Annotated in this window: 14 protein-coding genes; 7 read left to right on the forward strand and 7 right to left on the reverse strand. The window is 40.3% G+C overall.

Going from position 1 to position 17,867, the window contains the following annotated elements:
* Window positions 1-76: 76 nt before the first annotated feature.
* The 3 genes from ACO1QW_RS01700 to ACO1QW_RS01710 all read right to left on the reverse strand — a co-directional run bounded on the left by ACO1QW_RS01700 (window position 77) and on the right by ACO1QW_RS01710 (window position 5,396).
* Window positions 77-1,057 (reverse strand): RsmB/NOP family class I SAM-dependent RNA methyltransferase, encoded by a 981-nt coding sequence (locus ACO1QW_RS01700; protein ID WP_486255102.1) that lies wholly within the window; start codon window positions 1,055-1,057, stop codon window positions 77-79.
* A gap of 295 nt (window positions 1,058-1,352) precedes the next feature.
* Window positions 1,353-2,591, reverse strand: a complete 1,239-nt coding sequence (gene odhB, locus ACO1QW_RS01705) for a 2-oxoglutarate dehydrogenase complex dihydrolipoyllysine-residue succinyltransferase (RefSeq protein ID WP_486255104.1) — start codon at window positions 2,589-2,591, stop codon at window positions 1,353-1,355.
* Between the two features lie 51 nt (window positions 2,592-2,642).
* Entirely contained in the window at window positions 2,643-5,396 is a 2,754-nt protein-coding gene (locus ACO1QW_RS01710) for a 2-oxoglutarate dehydrogenase E1 component (RefSeq protein ID WP_486255124.1), read from the reverse strand.
* A 356-nt stretch (window positions 5,397-5,752) separates the two neighbouring features.
* Between ACO1QW_RS01710 and rpsT the strand changes: the two genes are divergently transcribed.
* From rpsT to ACO1QW_RS01725, 3 genes are all read left to right on the forward strand, one after another.
* Window positions 5,753-6,007 (forward strand): 30S ribosomal protein S20, encoded by a 255-nt coding sequence (gene rpsT, locus ACO1QW_RS01715; RefSeq protein ID WP_486255105.1) that lies wholly within the window; start codon window positions 5,753-5,755, stop codon window positions 6,005-6,007.
* A 177-nt stretch (window positions 6,008-6,184) separates the two neighbouring features.
* Entirely contained in the window at window positions 6,185-7,909 is a 1,725-nt protein-coding gene (locus tag ACO1QW_RS01720; protein WP_486255106.1) for a M14 family metallopeptidase, read from the forward strand.
* A 27-nt stretch (window positions 7,910-7,936) separates the two neighbouring features.
* Window positions 7,937-8,656 (forward strand): ThuA domain-containing protein, encoded by a 720-nt coding sequence (locus tag ACO1QW_RS01725; protein WP_486255107.1) that lies wholly within the window; start codon window positions 7,937-7,939, stop codon window positions 8,654-8,656.
* A gap of 407 nt (window positions 8,657-9,063) precedes the next feature.
* Here the strand turns inward: ACO1QW_RS01725 and ACO1QW_RS01730 are convergent, their stop codons facing one another.
* Window positions 9,064-10,506 (reverse strand): hypothetical protein, encoded by a 1,443-nt coding sequence (locus ACO1QW_RS01730; RefSeq protein ID WP_486255108.1) that lies wholly within the window; start codon window positions 10,504-10,506, stop codon window positions 9,064-9,066.
* Window positions 10,503-11,525: an aspartyl protease family protein gene (locus ACO1QW_RS01735; RefSeq protein WP_486255110.1), complete on the reverse strand. Its 1,023-nt coding sequence runs from the start codon at window positions 11,523-11,525 to the stop codon at window positions 10,503-10,505. The genes ACO1QW_RS01730 and ACO1QW_RS01735 overlap by 4 nt, the downstream gene beginning before the upstream one ends.
* A gap of 157 nt (window positions 11,526-11,682) precedes the next feature.
* Here ACO1QW_RS01735 and ACO1QW_RS01740 point away from each other — a divergent pair, with 157 nt between their 5' ends.
* The gene (locus ACO1QW_RS01740) at window positions 11,683-12,021 is read left to right on the forward strand and encodes an MmcQ/YjbR family DNA-binding protein (protein WP_486255112.1); all 339 of its coding nucleotides are present in this window, start codon (window positions 11,683-11,685) and stop codon (window positions 12,019-12,021) included.
* Between the two features lie 332 nt (window positions 12,022-12,353).
* On the opposite strand, the gene ACO1QW_RS01745 is transcribed toward ACO1QW_RS01740, so the two are convergent.
* Entirely contained in the window at window positions 12,354-13,082 is a 729-nt protein-coding gene (locus ACO1QW_RS01745) for a head GIN domain-containing protein (RefSeq protein ID WP_486255114.1), read from the reverse strand.
* A gap of 222 nt (window positions 13,083-13,304) precedes the next feature.
* Here ACO1QW_RS01745 and guaA point away from each other — a divergent pair, with 222 nt between their 5' ends.
* The 3 genes from guaA to ACO1QW_RS01760 all read left to right on the forward strand — a co-directional run bounded on the left by guaA (window position 13,305) and on the right by ACO1QW_RS01760 (window position 16,372).
* Window positions 13,305-14,840 carry a glutamine-hydrolyzing GMP synthase gene (guaA, locus tag ACO1QW_RS01750; protein ID WP_486255116.1) on the forward strand — a complete coding sequence of 512 codons (1,536 nt, stop codon included), beginning with the start codon at window positions 13,305-13,307 and terminating at the stop codon, window positions 14,838-14,840.
* Between the two features lie 122 nt (window positions 14,841-14,962).
* Complete coding sequence (locus ACO1QW_RS01755; RefSeq protein WP_486255118.1) at window positions 14,963-16,126, forward strand: hypothetical protein; 1,164 nt, start codon at window positions 14,963-14,965, stop codon at window positions 16,124-16,126.
* 93 nt (window positions 16,127-16,219) lie between these two features.
* Entirely contained in the window at window positions 16,220-16,372 is a 153-nt protein-coding gene (locus ACO1QW_RS01760) for a DUF2256 domain-containing protein (RefSeq protein ID WP_486255120.1), read from the forward strand.
* A gap of 76 nt (window positions 16,373-16,448) precedes the next feature.
* On the opposite strand, the gene ACO1QW_RS01765 is transcribed toward ACO1QW_RS01760, so the two are convergent.
* A partial coding sequence (locus tag ACO1QW_RS01765) for an MBG domain-containing protein (protein WP_486255122.1) occupies window positions 16,449-17,867 on the reverse strand: 1,419 nt, incomplete at its 5' end.

Raw genomic sequence — 17,867 nt, forward strand, 5'->3', positions numbered from 1 at the left:
TCACCTGAAAGATGACTGAACAATATCACAACAGCTGTATGAACTTTCGATGACGAGTCACCCTTCGGGTGAACGGTCATACTTTCTTTAATAAAGCTGCAAACATTGTATCAGCTTTTATTCCGTAACCATTAATGACTTGCTGGTTTAATAATTCCAGTTGAAATTTTTCCCGCATCCATTCAACATTTGCTTCATTTTCTTTTTTAAACACTGAACATGTGATGTATAAAAAAAATCCACCCGGTTTCAATTGCTTCACAGCATTTGTAACAATTTTTTTCTGCAGATCGCTGTATGTTTCGATAGACGAAGATTGAAAGAAACGTAATTGTTCAGGCGTTCTTCCCCATGTGCCGGAGCCGCTGCAGGGAACATCAGCGATGATTAAATCAAATGGTGAATGGTGAGTGGTGAATGGGGAATGAGCAAGATCGATCACCTTACTTGTGTAATTTTTTATGCCTGCTTCAGCAAAACGCTTTTTTAAGTTAACGAGAATACTTTCACGAACATCACTCACTGTTAATTCAATATCACCAAGTATATCTTTCGCCATAATGGATTTACCCCCACTGGCTGCGCAGCAATCCCAAACGTGCAATTTTCGATTTTCGATTTTCGATTTCAGACTTTCAACCAACTCTCCCACTTTTTGTGAACTGTAATCCTGCACCACTGTATCTTTATTCAGCATGATGAGTTCTTCAATCTTTGTGGCATTGGGCAGCGCAATTGCATCATCACCCAACAATTCAAATGAAACATTTGCTGCTTTCAATTGATGAAGGACAGTTTCTTTTCTTCCCGGTCTTATCCGCAAAAACAAATCAGGTTGTTGGAGATGACTGAAAGCAAATTCATCAACATCAATTCCCTCACTTATTTCATTAATAAACGGGAAAATGGAAGAAGCCTCAACAACATCATTCAATAATGCCAGCTTCTTGTCAATAGTCATTTCAATTACATCATTCCATTCCGGTTTCAAATGAAGCAGCAATTCATTAGTTGACTGGCTGCACAGAAATAAACCAGTCAACAATTTTTCTTCCATAGAAACGTTTGGCAATGAGTTTCCTAACCTGAAGTAACAATAACACAGCTGGGAGATTTGCTTTCGGTCTTTGCTACCAAATTTTTTATTGGCGGCAAATTGCTTTTTCAGGTGCGAAGCAAAAGGCTCAGTGCCAGAGTAAGCAGTAAGTATCCTTTTTGCCGAATTGAGATATGAGTAATAACGGCTCATAGTTGCAAAGAAAAGAAGTTCCTGACAGAGGTGAAATAAAAAAGCGTTCTGTTGTTTTACAGAACGCTGAATTGCAAGTAACCGTTAGAAGTTACGAGGTGTTTTATACTTCTAACAAAGTCTTCACGGGATCTTTCCCGAACAATAACAGTTCAGGATTTTCCAATAATTCCTTTACACGAACTAAAAAGCTCACACTCTCTCTTCCATCTATAATTCTGTGATCATAACTTAAAGCAATGTACATCATGGGGCGAACCACCACTTGTCCGTTCACAGCCATTGGTCGCTCTTGTATCTTGTGCATTCCCAAGATTGCACTTTGCGGTAAGTTAATAATTGGCGTACTCATCAAACTTCCGAACACACCACCATTGGTGATTGTGAACGTACCGCCTGTGAGTTCTTCCATTGTTAATTTATTATCTCTTGCCTTACCTGCAAGTTCAACCACTTTCTTTTCTACATCGGCCATGCTCATGCTTTCCACATTACGCATTACCGGAACTGTTAAACCACGTGGTGTTGAAACGGCAATGGAAATATCTGCATAATCATGATAAATAATTTCTTCTGCATCGATCGATGCATTTACTGCTGGCCATTCACTTAATGCAATAGCACATGCTTTTCCAAAAAAGCTCATGAAACCAAGATTCACACCATGCAGTTCTTTGAACTTGTCTTTGTACTTAGTGCGTATCTCCATGATGCGTGTCATGTCCACTTCGTTAAAAGTGGTGAGCATGGCAGTGGTGTTCTTGCTCTCCACCAAACGACGACTGATCGTTTTTCGCAGATTGCTCATTTTTTCTTTACGCACATTGCGGCTAAACAACTCAGCGCCTTTGAACGCCTGCTTGCCGGGATTTGAGATCGCCTGCAATACATCGTCCTTTAAAATTTTACCACCAGTGCCTGATGGCTTGATCGTTTGTGGATCAACTTTTTTATCTGCAATGATGGCGGCGGCTACAGGAGTAGCTTTCACATCATTTGAAACTGCTGTTACGGGAGCAGTTGATTTAGTTTCTTCTTTTTTTGGAGCTTCAGCTTTTGGTGTTTCTACCTTCGGAGCTTCAGCGGCTGCTGCTCCTTCTGGTTTAGCTGCTGTTTCATCGATCTGACATACAACATCCCCAATGTTTAATGTATCGCCTTCCTGCGCACCATGTTTCAGAATCCCTGCTTTTTCAGCATTGATCTCGAACGTAGCTTTTTCACTTTCCAATTCTGCAATCACTTCATCTCGCTCTACCCAGACACCATCGGGCTTGGTCCATTTTAATAATGATACTTCACTTATTGATTCACCTACCGTGGGAACTTTAATATCAATCATATGATTCAATTTCGTTGGTTTGCCTAAGATCGTTTATTATGAGGATGTAATTTAAATACTAAATGCCGTATCTATTATCTCGGCCTGCTCCTGCTGGTGCACTTTATTGAAACCGGTTGCAGTGGATGCTGAAGCCTGCCTGCTGATGACACCATAGTTAATCTCTTTCAAATTCATTTGCAGGAATGATGCAGCGCCCATGTTAAGTGGCTCTTCCTGAACCCAAAACCAGGTTGCTTTGCTGTATTTATTATACAAAGCTGTTAACTGTTGAACAGGTAAAGGATAGATTTGCTCCACACGAACAATAGCCACATCATTACGATTATCTTTTGCTTTACGCTCTGCTAAATCAAAATACATTTTGCCACTGCAGAAAAATACTTTCTTCACTTGTGCCGCTTCCGGATTTGTTGGATCATCGATCACTTCTTTAAAACCACCATTTAAAAATTCTTCTTTCAAAGAATAAGTACCGGCGTGACGAAGATTTGCTTTTGGTGCAAAATTGATCAATGGCTTACGGAACGACCATGCCAATTGACGGCGCAATGCATGGAAAAAGTTAGATGCGGTTGTAATATTTGTTACTACCATATTCAACTCCGCACACATTTGCAGGAAACGTTCCATTCTTGCGCTGCTATGTTCAGGTCCTTGTCCTTCGTAGCCATGCGGCAACAACATCGTAACACCATTCATTCGGTTCCACTTCTGTTCACCTGCAGCAATAAACTGATCGATCATTGTTTGGGCACCATTACAGAAATCACCAAACTGTGCCTCCCACAATACCAATGCATTTGGGTTTGCCATAGCATAACCATATTCAAAGCCAAGTACACCGTATTCGCTTAACAATGAATTATAAATACGGAAATGACCTTCAGCACCATCAATATGTGCAAGACGATTGTATGCTTTATCGGTTACTTCATCACGCAAAATTGCATGACGGTGAGAGAACGTACCACGACGAACATCCTGACCGCTCATACGCACATCATTTCCTTCGAGCATCAAACTGGCATAAGCCATCAACTCCGCTGTTGCCCAATCAACTTTCTTCTCGTCGTTATATAATTTCAGTTTATCCTGTATGATCTTTTCCACTTTCTTCAATGGCTTAAAATCATCGGGCCATTTCATGATCGAAGAAAATATTTTATCAAAGTCAGCATCTTTAATTGCTGTTACAGGCGATTGTAAAAAATCATCTGCCGTTGCTCTGCGCAAACTTTTCCATGCAAGTTCCGGAGCCTGGTAATGATAAGGCAGTGGATTTTGTTTTACTTCATCAAGACGTTCCTGCAGATCGCTCCAGAATTTCTTTTCCATTTCCTTAGCCAGTTCCTTTGCATCGGGCTCACCATTCTCCAATAAATAATTAGTGTAAACTTCACGTGGATTCGGATGCTTATCAATCAGTGCATATAAATGGGGTTGAGTAAACTTTGGATCATCACCTTCGTTGTGACCATGTTTACGATAACAAACCATATCTATAAATACATCACTATTAAACTCCTGGCGGTAACGTGTAGCGATCTCAACACATTTCACTACAGCTTCAGCATCATCCCCATTTACATGAAACACAGGTGCCTGCACCATTGATGCTAATGAGGTACAATAATCAGCACTGCGTGCATCATTAAAATCAGTTGTAAATCCAATCTGGTTATTGATCACAAAATGAATAGTTCCCCCTGTGTAATAACCTTTGAGGAAACTCATCTGCAATACTTCATATACCACACCTTGCCCTGCAACAGAAGCATCACCATGAATCAATATCGGAAGTATTTTATCGAAATTACTTTTGTACATGATATCAGCCTTTGCACGACTGAAACCAACCACAACCGGATCTACAGCCTCAAGATGCGAAGGATTAGGCATCAACTTCAGGTGAACGGTTTTGCCATCTAATGTTTCCACTTCACTACCATAACCCATGTGATATTTTACATCGCCACTACCCATGGTTTGATCCATCTTAGCTGTGCCTTCAAACTCACTGAATATTTGTTCATAGGTTTTGCCCATGATATTTGCCAATACATTTAATCGGCCACGATGGGCCATACCAATCACTACCTCTTGTACGTCATGATTGGCAGACGTATTAATGATGGCATCCAATGCTGCTATCGTTGTTTCACCACCTTCCAATGAAAAACGCTTTTGACCAATGTATTTTGTGTGAAGAAATTTTTCAAACATTACACCCTGGTTCAGTTTTTCCAACACACGTTTGCGTTTGTTTAATGGAAGCGGCTGATGAAATTCTTTTTCAAATGCATTGGTAAGAAAATCAACTTTTGTTTGATCGCTGATGTATTTAAATTCAACACCAACATGCGATGCATAGCATTTCTCCATGTGTTGTTGAATATTGCGCAAGGTTGTTTTACCCAAACCGATCAACTGACCTGCATGAAATTCTTTATCAAGATCTGCTTCGCTGAAACCATAAAAAGCCAACTCAATATTTGCTCCACGATCTTTCCGTTTGCGAATAGGATTTGTTTTTGCCAACAAATGACCTTTATTGCGGTAACCAAGGATCATACGGTAAGCCATGATCTCACGCATCCAGTCAACCCCGGAAGAAGAAGTACCAGTAGTTGGAACGGCAGCTGAGGACGCACCATTTGTGCTTCCATTACCCACAGCAAAATCAAAGCCTTCAAAGAATTTCTTCATTTCGGGATCAACGCTGTTAGGGTCTTTTATAAAATCGGAATAGAGGCTTTCGATATACTGGGGATGAGAGGCGGTTATGTATTGAAAATCTTTCATGTTGGAGGTTGATGATCGTAACTTCTTTAAAGGAGCACAAATATCGGTGGTTTTGATCAAAGGCAGATCAGAGAACTTGCCTGATTTTGTCATTTTTGCACTAGTTCACAGGCATTTAGAACGAACACATGTTCATGCAAACGAATGATAACAGGTCATTATATTTGCATTTCACGCTTTCGTTTTATCATGGGAACGTTTGCGTAAAGAATGCAGGTAAAACCAGCTTCACTCCCGTTTTATCCACAAACTCACTTAAAATGGGGTAAAACGAAAAAAATCCTGCTAAAAATTCTGGCAGGCATCCGATGAAATTTGAATTTTTCCCCTACCTTTGCCGTCCGAAAAAATAAGATATGGCAAATCATAAGGCTACCAAAAAAGATGTTCGTCAGAGTGCAACCCGCAGGGATCGTAACCGTTATTATGGCAAAACTACACGTAATGCCATCCGTGATCTGCAGGCGATCGCTACTGGAAAAGAAGCAGGTGAGCAATTACCAGCTGTTGCTTCCATGATCGACAAACTGGCGAAGCGTGGCGTTATTCACAAGAACAAAGCTGCTAACTTAAAGAGCAAGCTTACCAAGAAAGTGAATGCGTTAGCATAATCGTACACAATCAATTGAACGATATTTTCCAACCCACCTGAAAAGGTGGGTTTTTTCGTTTATCTATCCCCTCCATTTCCCGATTAAATAAAAAAACTGTTCTGCCTGAGGTTGCTGCGACTATACTCGTTACTTTAGGGTTTAACTGAATTATTTATTTAACTGATCCATCAACACATGAGAAAGTTGTTCGTTGCCCTGTTCACTCTTATTACTGTCGCTTCTATCGCCCAACTTCCCGTTACACGTTACGAAACTTCAAAAGGAAAAGAAAGCGTTACATACTATGAAGCAGTTGAGGCATGGAAACAGATCGATAAGGTTTCTCCGATTGTTTCAATGATGACGATGGGTTCAACGGATGCCAACGAACCTTTGCATTTAGTGCTCGTAAGCAGTGATCAAACATTTAAACCTGAACAATGGCAGCAGAAAAATAAAGTGGTGATCCTGATTAACAATGGTATTCATCCCGGTGAACCAGATGGTATTGATGCCAGTATTTCATTGGTAAAAGATATTATTCAAAAGAAACGTGTGTTACCTGCCAATGTAGTTCTCGCCGTTATTCCTGTTTATAATATTGGTGGAAGTTTAAACCGCAGTTCATTTTATCGTGTAAGCCAGGATGGCCCAACAGAAAAAGGTTTTCGTGGCAACTCACAAAACCTGGATCTGAATCGTGATTTTATCAAGAATGATTCAAAAGAAGCGAGAAGTTTTGCACAGATCTTTCATTTAGTGCAGCCCGATATTTTTATTGACAACCATGTAAGCAATGGCGCCGATTACCAGCATGTAATGACTTTGCTTACGTCGCAACATAATAAGTTGGGTGGTAAATTGGGTGAATATCTAAACCAAACTTTTGAACCCGCTATTTACAAAAGCATGAAGGCAAAAGGCTACGATCTCCTGCCCTATGTAAATAATTTTGGCGATAGTCCTGAAACAGGTTGGAGTGCGTATTGGGATGGGCCACGTTACAGCAGCGGTTATGCATCACTCTTTAATACGTTTGCATTTGTACCTGAAACGCATATGCTCAAGCCTTATCCGCAAAGAGTGGATGCAACTTATCAACTCATGCTGAGTATGATGGAGTTTGCAGCAGCTAACCAAACAACCATTAAACAACTACGGGCACAGCAACAAAAAGAACAATTAACACAGCAACAATTTCCTGTTGGTTTTACACTTGACCGCAGCCGTTATTCTGAGATTTTATACAAAGGATATGAAGCAGGACGAAAGCCGAGTAATATTTCCGGTCAGCCCCGCTTGTTTTACGATCGCAACAAACGTTTTGAAAAACAAATCAAGTTCTACAATTTTTTTACGCCCAAAACGATGATCGATAAGCCGACAGCTTATGTTATTCCGCAAGGCTGGTGGAAGGTGATCGACTTGTTGCAGATCAATAAAGTGCAGATGCGGCAGTTGAAAAAAGATTCGATATTTGAAGTAGAAGTGTATCGTATTGATGATTATAAAACCTCTCCCCGTCCGTATGAAGGGCATCACTTAAATTCAGAAGTGAAAACAAGTAAATCTGTTCAGCAAATGAAATTCCGTAAAGGCGATTGGATCATACCCATGAATCAAAAAGCAAATCGTTTTATTATGGAAGTATTAGAACCAACAGGTGACGACAGTTATTTTGCCTGGAATTTCTTTGATGGTATTCTTGGTCAAAAAGAAGGTTATAGCAGTTATGTGTTTGAAGAAACAGCTGAAGAGTTTTTAAAACAAAATCCTGCAGTAAAACAAAAACTGGAAGAACGCAGGGCGACGGATACAGCCTTTGCAAAAAATGGAAGTGCACAGCTTAACTTCGTTTTTCAAAACTCACCCTATTACGAGCCGATGCATTTGCGTTACCCGGTTTATAGAGTGAAATAATTATTTTTGACTTCAATTAATCTATTTATGCGTTTTATTTATTGCTTGCTTCTGATTAGTCTGCCGATACTTATTGCTTCCGCCACTACTAAACAAAAGAAAAAGATCTTAGTATTTGCAAAAACAGCTGCTTTTCGTCATGCATCTATTCCGAAAGGGAAAGAAGCCTTGCTGCTGATGGGTAAACAGAATAATTTCCTTGTAGATACAACAGAAGATGCAAGTTTTTTTACAGCTAGCAAGTTAAAGGAATACGACGCTGTTGTATTCCTGAGCACAACCGGCAATATTTTAAATGATGAACAACAGAAAGCATTCGAAGATTATATTAGAACAGGTAAAGGATTTGTTGGTATTCATGCAGCAGCCGATACGGAATATGATTGGCCCTGGTACAACAAATTGGTAGGTGCTTATTTTTTAAGTCATCCTAAACAACAAAAAGCAAAACTCACCATTACTGATCATAAGCATGCTTCCACTAAACATTTACCAACTACATGGGAACGTTTTGATGAATGGTATAATTACAAAAGCAGGAACAATGATGTAAAAGTGTTGATGACCATTGACGAAAGCAGCTATCAAGGTGGCAAAGAAGGCGCTTATCATCCCATGGCATGGTATCACCAGTTCGATGGTGGTCGTGCTTTTTATACAGCATTAGGACATACCGATGAATCGTACAAAGAAGAAAACTTTTTGAAACATTTGTTGGGCGGGATAAAGTATGCGTGTGGGAAATAAATGAGTTAGTGACTTTAAGCCATCCAGGTATAAAACCTTATATAATCGTAAATGAAATACATTTCAGTATTGGGTCTTTTGGTTTTATTTACATGTTGCCATTCAAATAAGCAAAAAGCAAACGAAGAAACAAATGTTTTTTTCTATTATCAAGACGAAACAATTCAAGAGTTACTGAATCGAATTGTAAGGACTGATTCAATTTCAACTACATGTCATGTAACCTTTAGATCATTTGACAAAAATGATTTTCTTATTACTCAATTAAAGTACTACCGATGCCAAAACAATTCTAAAAATGAATATCTGACACGAACTGTTTATGGACAGCAAGGAAAGCTAATTTTAGAACAAGTATTTAACATGGAAGGAGCGGAACTTAAACGGAAACTTTATTAACATACCTCCTACTCCCTCACCCACATCACTGAATTCTCTTCGCCAAATTCATTCGGCTCTCGTAATTCGTTGGCAGGGTCAACGATCCATTTGCCATCTACAACAAATTTGTACATATGCTTGCCGGGTAAAAGATGTTGTTCTATCACCCATTCATCGCCTTCTCTGTGCATGGCAAAAGAACCCGGAGACCAATTATTAAAACTACCTGCCAGAGTTACACGTTTGGCATTGCTGTAACCTTTCAACCGGAAAGTATAATTAGGTGAAAGGATCAATGTTTCATTGGGCTTTTCTTTACCTGTTATTGCATCAACCGGCTTTCGGCCATCTATATCAAAAGTATATTCATAGTTGCCATGCCCCAGCACATAGGGAAACACCCAGCCGCTATCTGTCTTGCGCATTTGCAATTCATAATTGCGCCATTGATTGAAGGAACCCATCAACATTACTTTCCTGGCGTTGAGATTTCCCTTTAAAAAAAACACATGCGGCATACCCATACAAATCACTGAATTGGTTTCTCCAAACTCATTTGGATATTGTTCTGTATTTGCCGGATCAGCAAACCAATTACCATCAGCAATAAAACGGTAGGTGTGTGTGCCCTCTGCGAGATAAATATGTTTTAACCAGCCACCGCCCCAACGTTCAAGTTGCACTTCATTTTCATCCCAGTTATTAAAGCTACCTGAAACGATCACTTTCTTAGCATTGATATTACCGGCCAGCCTAAACACATAATTCGTTTTAAAGTAAACAGAATTATCATTGCCTTCGCCGTCGTTCTCTACAAGAGCATTATCCTTATCAACAGTCCAATTATCATCAACAATAAATTTATAGTAGTGCTTACCAGGCGCCAGTTTTACAACAGCGATCCATCCACTGTCCACTTTTTTCATTGCCAAAGCAGCAGGATCCCAATTGTTAAATGTTCCTGCAAGCATTACTTTCCATGCATTGGTATTACCCCTGAAGAAAAACGTCACCAATGAATCTTTTACATCAAACGGATATTTTCTCACAAACTTGTTTATACCATACTGCGGTTCTTTATTGACATAACCGTCACTGTTATGCTTTTGTGCCAGCAATATCTTTTCAACAGGATCATTCAGTTTATCTGCCGGCCACATGTTCTTGCTCAGCACCAGCATTTCGCCGTTGTTGAGCACAACCTCCCAGCCCAATTTAAATAATGAATCGGGGCGATTGCTTTTGAGGAAATTTTTAAGATCAAGTTCCTGCAGATTGTATTGTACTATAAAACTATCCAACGATACAGTGGCTAAATTCTTACTGAGCGTAACATAGATATGCCCCTTCTTTACCACGAACGATTTAATGGGCGGTTGTGCCTGTACGCTACTACATACAAACAGCAGCAGTAACAGGGGCAGTAACAGCTTCCGTAAACCAGTTAATAAAGATATGTTCCGCATCATTTCCATATATACATCTTACGCTTTACAAAGTTAAATCCAATTTTGTGCAGGGAAAGGAAATCGAAGCCCAACATTCCATCCAAACACTTATCATAAGCATAACACATTTTTGCAAGATTGGTTACAAGCACGGGCATACTTGTGATAGACCTTTCACCCATCTTCAGGTTACTCATATCACCATACAAGGCATCCACTTTTTTATTCCCTGCACCATTCAAAACCATCCGCCTTGTGATCGCCACGTTGTCCAACACGTTTTCAGATAAACGGCTATCGATCACATTTGATTCAGCTCCTGTATCAACAAGAAAGGTGAGTTTTTTGGAACCGACTTTGCCGTAAACAAGAATTTTGTTCTGTACCAGATCAATAGGAAACTCAGAATACGTTGAAGTATCGGCAAGCATCTCGTGACGGTATTGTTTCCCGTCTTTTTTAGTTACATGGTGCAGATGAATAACACTGTTCTCATAATCAATGATCATTTCAAACTGTTTGAACAGCTGCACGCCTAATAATCCAAATATCTTAATACCCTTACTGTTTTCGATATGACCAAGGTTGATACGATCGGCTTCTACTTTAAAATAATTTACTGCACCAAACGTCAGCTTTTTTATAAGGGTATGCCCATATCCAGATACAGAACCTGTAATACCACCACTTTCCTCTCCCCCATAACTTTCAGTTACCGGGTAATCTCTGAAATAAGTCATGTTAAGAATTAAACCCGGCGCACCAGTGTCAAGAATAAAACTTCCTTCAATGGCGTCGGCTTTTGCTTTGATCAGAATAAGATTTCCTGCACGGCTGAATGGAAGAATAAAATCTGCACTGTCTGTTACAATGACCGGATCACGGTTGAAGGGGTTGTCAGCCGTAGTTTTTTGATTGCCGTAGCCCAGCACTGCTTTTAATGAATCTTTACCGGCAACTTGTTGTGCCCTGATGTTGCCCACAGTTAATAACATAACTGCGGCAACTAATAGCGTTACCGGTAATGATGATGATGACATAAGGTTTAATACAAAACAAAAATAGCGACACTCACTTTTACTTCATTACCTGCAAACAACTACTGTAACCGCTTAGCTATTTTAACATTATACGCTGAATGGAAGAGAAAGGTTACGAACGTCTTCTGTTTTTTCTTTTGAAGATGTACCTTATGCTATGATCTCGCTTAAAACCTTTCGTGAACTGGCGCTTTCTTTTGCAGAAGTAACCGAGCAACCACATTTTGAAAAAGCATCGTTTCGTGTAAAAAAGAAAATATTTGTTATACTCGATGAAGCAAAGAACATTGCCTGCGTAAAGTTTTCTGAAACTGATCAATCGGTTTATTGCCTCATTGATAAAACACTCATTTGGCCTGTACCAAACAAATGGGGCCAACAGGGCTGGACACTCATCGACCTCAGGAAAATAAAAAAGGAATTGCTGAAAGATGCACTTACATCAGCTTACTGCAGTGTGGCACCAAAGGCATTGGCTGAATTTTATAGAAAGTAGTATTCTCTTCATTCTACGTTTCCAAGAATTATCTATAACCCACCCCAACCCCTCCAGAGAGGGAATAAATGAAAAATCCCCCGTAACACGGAGGACTTCCATTAATCCAAAAACATCATTACAAATCAAGTTCTCAAACGGGTATATAAATGAATTTTACAAAAGGGTTCAAACAATCGCTTTCAGTGGACGGACTATCGTTTTTTCGGAATGGATCTAAAAACGGAGCCGACACAAAGTTAATGCGTCGGCTCGAGCGGCAGGATTTGAATAGGTCGCTTCCGTGCCTTAAAAAGTTCAGTTCAATTTTTATAACAAATCTCTTACAATTCCTATTCCTTGATCAGGTTGCCCGATCCGGCCAGCTTTGAGTTTATGGTTGGAGGATTACCATAATAATGAATATCACCTCCGCCGGCCACACGCACATCAAGTTTCATACTGGCAAATACCCACACATTACCCGAACCTGCAATGCTGATCTTAGCATTCTCAGCTTTCAGTTCTTTCATCATCACATCGCCACTACCGGCCACATCAATATCAAGGTCACGTGTATTGCCAAAACCTTCTGCCTTTCCACTCCCGGAAATATTTACACCCACCTGCGGCGCATCAATTTCCTGTAATTTAATATCACCGCTGCCTGCAATACTCATCTTGATCTTTTCTGATGAACTGATCTTTGTTTCCGCAACAAGGTTGCCACTGCCTGCAATACTCAGGCTCTTATATTTCGATGCTTTGATATACACTTTCATACCCTGCGTTGGACGAAGATTTCTGCCGCTTTTTGTACGGATGCGAAGTACGCCATCTTCCACACGTGTTTCAATGTAACGTAACAGGTTTTCGTCAGCTTCAATAATTATCTCCTGCTCATCGGCCTGGGAGAAATACACATCGAACGCTCCTGCCACTTTCACTGAATGAAATGAATTTTCTTTGCGATCCTGCTTAACAATTTCGCCATTGCCTTTCACTCGCCTTGTTGTACATGAACTAAACAGAACTCCTGAAATAATGAATAGAATAGCTCCGTAGAAAAATTTTGTGCGCATGTTGTTTTTTTGGTTTAATGGTATGATAAAACCACACAATGAGACGTATGCAAACCCGTAAGGTTACAAGCAGCCCGATATGCGGATATAAAGGTTAAAGCCGGAGCCCGACAAATGTAAAACAAAAGATATGTAAGAAAAAAATGACACGAACAGATGTTTTCCCCATGAAAGCTTTCTCACTTTCGGGGCATGAGGGCTTTTTTGTTACCTTCGCCGCAAATGACAGAAAAGATTCTCATCCTCGATTTTGGCTCGCAATATACCCAGCTGATAGCCCGTGCAGTACGTGAAGCAAATGTTTACTGCGAAATTGTTCCTTATCACAAACCGGTTGTAAAAGACGAATTCCTGAAAGGCGTCATACTTTCCGGCAGTCCTTTTTCGGTAAACGATGAGAAAGCTCCGAATGTGGATGTGGAACTGCTCACCAAATCGTTGCCGGTTCTGGGCATTTGTTACGGGGCACAATTAACAGCCAAGCAATTGGGCGGACGGGTTGAAAAAAGTGAAAAGCGTGAATATGGCCGTGCCATCCTCAGCAAAAAAGAAGACGATGTATTATTAAATGGGGTGAGCGAAACTTCGCAGGTATGGATGAGCCATGCCGATACCATTCTCGAATTGCCGAAGGATTTCGAGATAATGGCCGTTACAGAATCAATCCCTGTTGCAGCATTTCGTGCAAACGGAACTTATGATCATCCTTTGTACGGCTTACAATTCCATCCCGAAGTTTATCATTCAACTGAAGGAAAAAAAATACTCAAAAACTTCCTCGTAGATATATGCGGCTGCAAAGGCGAGTGGACTCCTGCTTCTTTTGTAACGGAAACAGTGGAATCATTAAAGAAACAGATTGGTGATCGCAAAGTGATCATGGCATTGAGCGGTGGTGTTGATTCAACCGTTGCTGCTACCTTGATTCATAAAGCAATTGGCAAAAACCTTTCGGGCATTTTTGTTGACAACGGTGTGTTACGTAAAGATGAATTTCAACAGGTGCTTGATACATATGCAACCATTGGTTTGAATGTAAAAGGTGTTGATGCACGTGAACATTTTTATACCAAGTTGGCGGGCAAAAGCAATCCAGAAGAAAAAAGAAAAATTATCGGCGGCACGTTCATTGAAGTGTTCGACCGTGAAGCACATAACATTGAAGGCGTTGAATTACTCGGACAAGGAACCATTTATCCCGACGTAATTGAAAGTGTAAGTGTGCATGGTCCTTCAGTTACTATCAAATCGCATCATAACGTTGGTGGATTACCTGATACAATGAAGCTTGAACTGGTAGAACCTCTCCGTTATTTATTTAAAGATGAAGTAAGACGTGTTGGTGCAGAACTTGGCATTCCTGCTGACCTGTTGAATCGTCACCCTTTCCCCGGCCCCGGCTTAGCAATTCGCATTTTAGGTGAGATAACAGAAGATAAAGTTGATCTGTTGCAACGTGCCGATGCCATTTTTATTAATGGATTGAAAGAACATAATCTTTACGATAAAGTATGGCAGGCAGGCGCCATTCTGTTACCTGTGCAAAGTGTAGGTGTAATGGGCGATGAACGTACTTATGAATTTACTTTAGCACTAAGAGCAGTTACTTCTGTTGATGGTATGACAGCCGACTGGGCTCACCTGCCTTACGAATTTCTGGCACATATTTCGAATGAGATCATCAACAAAGTAAGAGGTATTAACCGTGTGGTGTACGATATCAGCAGCAAACCGCCTGCAACCATCGAGTGGGAATAATCATCTCTCTTTGCATCCAGTGATATAAAATGAGTTAAAACATCTATTCATTTTTATGCCCATTGGTTATGAATATTTTGTTTTGACGACTCCATGTGGCCAAATTCAATAATAGCTCACACATGAAAAAACTTTTATTTGCATTTGTTTTGATCGCCACAACTGTTGCTGTTCAGGCGCAGGATGGAGGAAAAAAATACCGTGTGGGTATTTTCGCCAACCTTTATTTAGATTCATCTTTTGATGGCACTACTTATAAGTTCACCAACCAAATGCCAAGGCATATATTGCCCGGCCTTGATTTTGTGCAAGGCGCTTTGCTAGCAGTTGATTCGCTCAGTAACAGCAATAAGAATCTTGAAGTAACGGTGTACGATATTCGTTCTTACGATCAAAGCATCACCACTCTTCATTCCAGAAATATTTTTGATTCGTTAGACCTGATGATCGGTTCTGTAAGTGGTACCGATTATCGTTCATTGGCCGATCTTGCGTTGCTGAAAAACATTCCTTTTGTTTCGGCTACTTTTCCAAATGATGGTGGTGTTACAAACAATCCTTTTACGTTGATCGTTAATTCTACTTTGCCTGTTCATTGCGAAGCCATTTATAATTTCGTTATGCGCAATGTTCCAACTTCAAACCTTGTTTATGTACGTCGCAAGGGGCAACAGGAAGATCGTTTGGCTTCTTATTTTAATTCATTTAATAAAAACGCCAGCGGTGGACAGTTATTAAAATGGAAAACCGTTGTATTAGCTGATGATTTTACCACGAACGTTCTGGCTTCAAATCTCGACAGCACAAAAAACAATTTCATCATCTGTGGTTCACTTGATGAAGTATTTGGAATGAAACTCGTTCATGCAGCAAATACTATTCGTAAAAACTATGATATAGAGTTGATGGGTATGCCAACCTGGGATGGCATTAAGGATCTTACAAAAACGGAATACAAAGACTTACCGATCTACCATACAGCAACGTTTTACAACACAGGTACTGTTGCATATTCTAACTTCACACACAAGTTTACAACGCTCACCAATGGACGTCCTTCGGATGTTGCTTATAAGGGATATGAATTAAGCTGGCATTTTATTAATCTTTTATTGAAGTACAACCAGGAGTTAATGCAACATGTGAATGAACGAAATTTTCGTTTGTTTACCGAGTATGATTTTAAGCCCATACTTAACACCAGCAGCGGTCGTCCTGATTACTTCGAAAATAAACGTATTTACATCCTGAAGCGAAGTAATAACCTGGTTTCAAGAATGAATTAATAATCCGGCCTTCAGCACTTTCGCAAAGTGTTTTTTCTTCAATTTCAATTTTACAGTAACAAAACATTTTACTCCTGATCTTGTTGTGGTCATATGCCACATAAGAAAAAGCATTTACCGCAAAAGACCTGCATTGTTTGCAATCGTCCATTCAGCTGGCGAAAGAAATGGGAAAAGGTTTGGGACGATGTCAAGTATTGCAGCGAACGTTGTAAACGCACAAAAGCAATTGTTAAATCATCGTGATACGATGTAAGAAAAAAAGGCCGATTGCTTTCGCAACCGGCCTTTAATTTACTGAAGATTACTCTTACCCTTTTTATTAGTCCCTCGAAATCTTAACCAGTTTCACCACCTTGCGGTTTGTTCCCTGCGTCACCTCTGCAAAGTAAGTTCCTTGTGTATACTTGCTTCCAAGTTCAATAACCTGGCCTGCAAATAAATTCTGCTGCACTTCAATCAATCGTCCGTTTACGTCCACCACTTTAACAGTAAACTTCTCCTGCATGTTGCTGCCTTGCAGTTGCAAACGGAAAGTTGTAAGTGATGGGTTGCCGAGGACTTTGACATTGAACTCTTGTGTAGCTATAACCAATGCTGGTGCGTCCATGCGGTTGGAAGTTTTCTTTTTCACTTCGTGGATTACTATTGACCCGCCGCCGAGCTCAGTTGCATCGTCTGCGTTTTCTGCACTGTTCATTTGATTGTCATATACAGTTTGGCCGCTTGTGGTTGTAATCTTAATGCGGAAGCGATCAGGATTCACTCCGTTATTCCAATTACCATCTATCGCAACGATCACGAACTTGTAGCCAGTAAGACCATTCACAGTTCCTGTTCCACGATAAGTTGCCTTACCACCTGAGATCACTAATGATCCACTTTCATGCATGGTGCTCTTGAAGTTGACATTACCTGCCTGGAACTGGAATTCAGTATTACCGTCTACCTGACTACTACCTTTTTTGTATTTCGATACAAACCCAAAGTTTGCTTTACCAACTGCTAATGGATCTGCAGTTAATGCACCAGCAGGAGAACTGATCCAGCCACCACCTGTTACAAAGTTTTCGTTTGCATCGTACATTGTTATATATGCGGTTGATGTGCCACATCCAGCTCCGGCAGTTGCAATAACCTGGTATACACCTAATGTCAATGCATCAGCAGGAATATCAATCAATCCATTCGCTCCTGAAGTAGTATTCTTTGTTTGAATAATGGAGCCGGAAGAATTTTTGATTTCAAACTTAACGGCCACCCCTTCTACTCCATTCACACCGTCAGTCACAACGGCTTTTAATCTTGCTGTTTGTCCAATTGGAACAGTTGCACTGCTTGTCGATGCGTCAATAGTTACGCCATTGATTGTAAACAGAGCTGTGTTGTACGTAACGTCATAATTGTTTAACACGCTCGCAGCTACAGTAAGTGTTGCACTGATCGTATATGGACTGCCCAACACGGTTTCGCCAGCTGTCCTAGTATAGGTTGGTGTTACATTGTCGGTGGTTATAAAACCGCTGAATGTTCCGGTAAATGTTGGATCGGCCTGACCACAAGATTTACTTGTTGAAGTCGGCGTTATACTAGCCGATTTTTTGCCAATCGTAAAGTTCTTGCTGTCACTTGATCCTTCATGGTTCGCATCACCTGCATAACTGTAGCTCGCTGTTGCTGTACCTGCATTTGTATTGTTTGCATAATTCGCAGTAGGTGTAGCAAGTACTACGCCTCCTGC

It is taken from the genome of Lacibacter sp. (genome assembly GCF_057361365.1).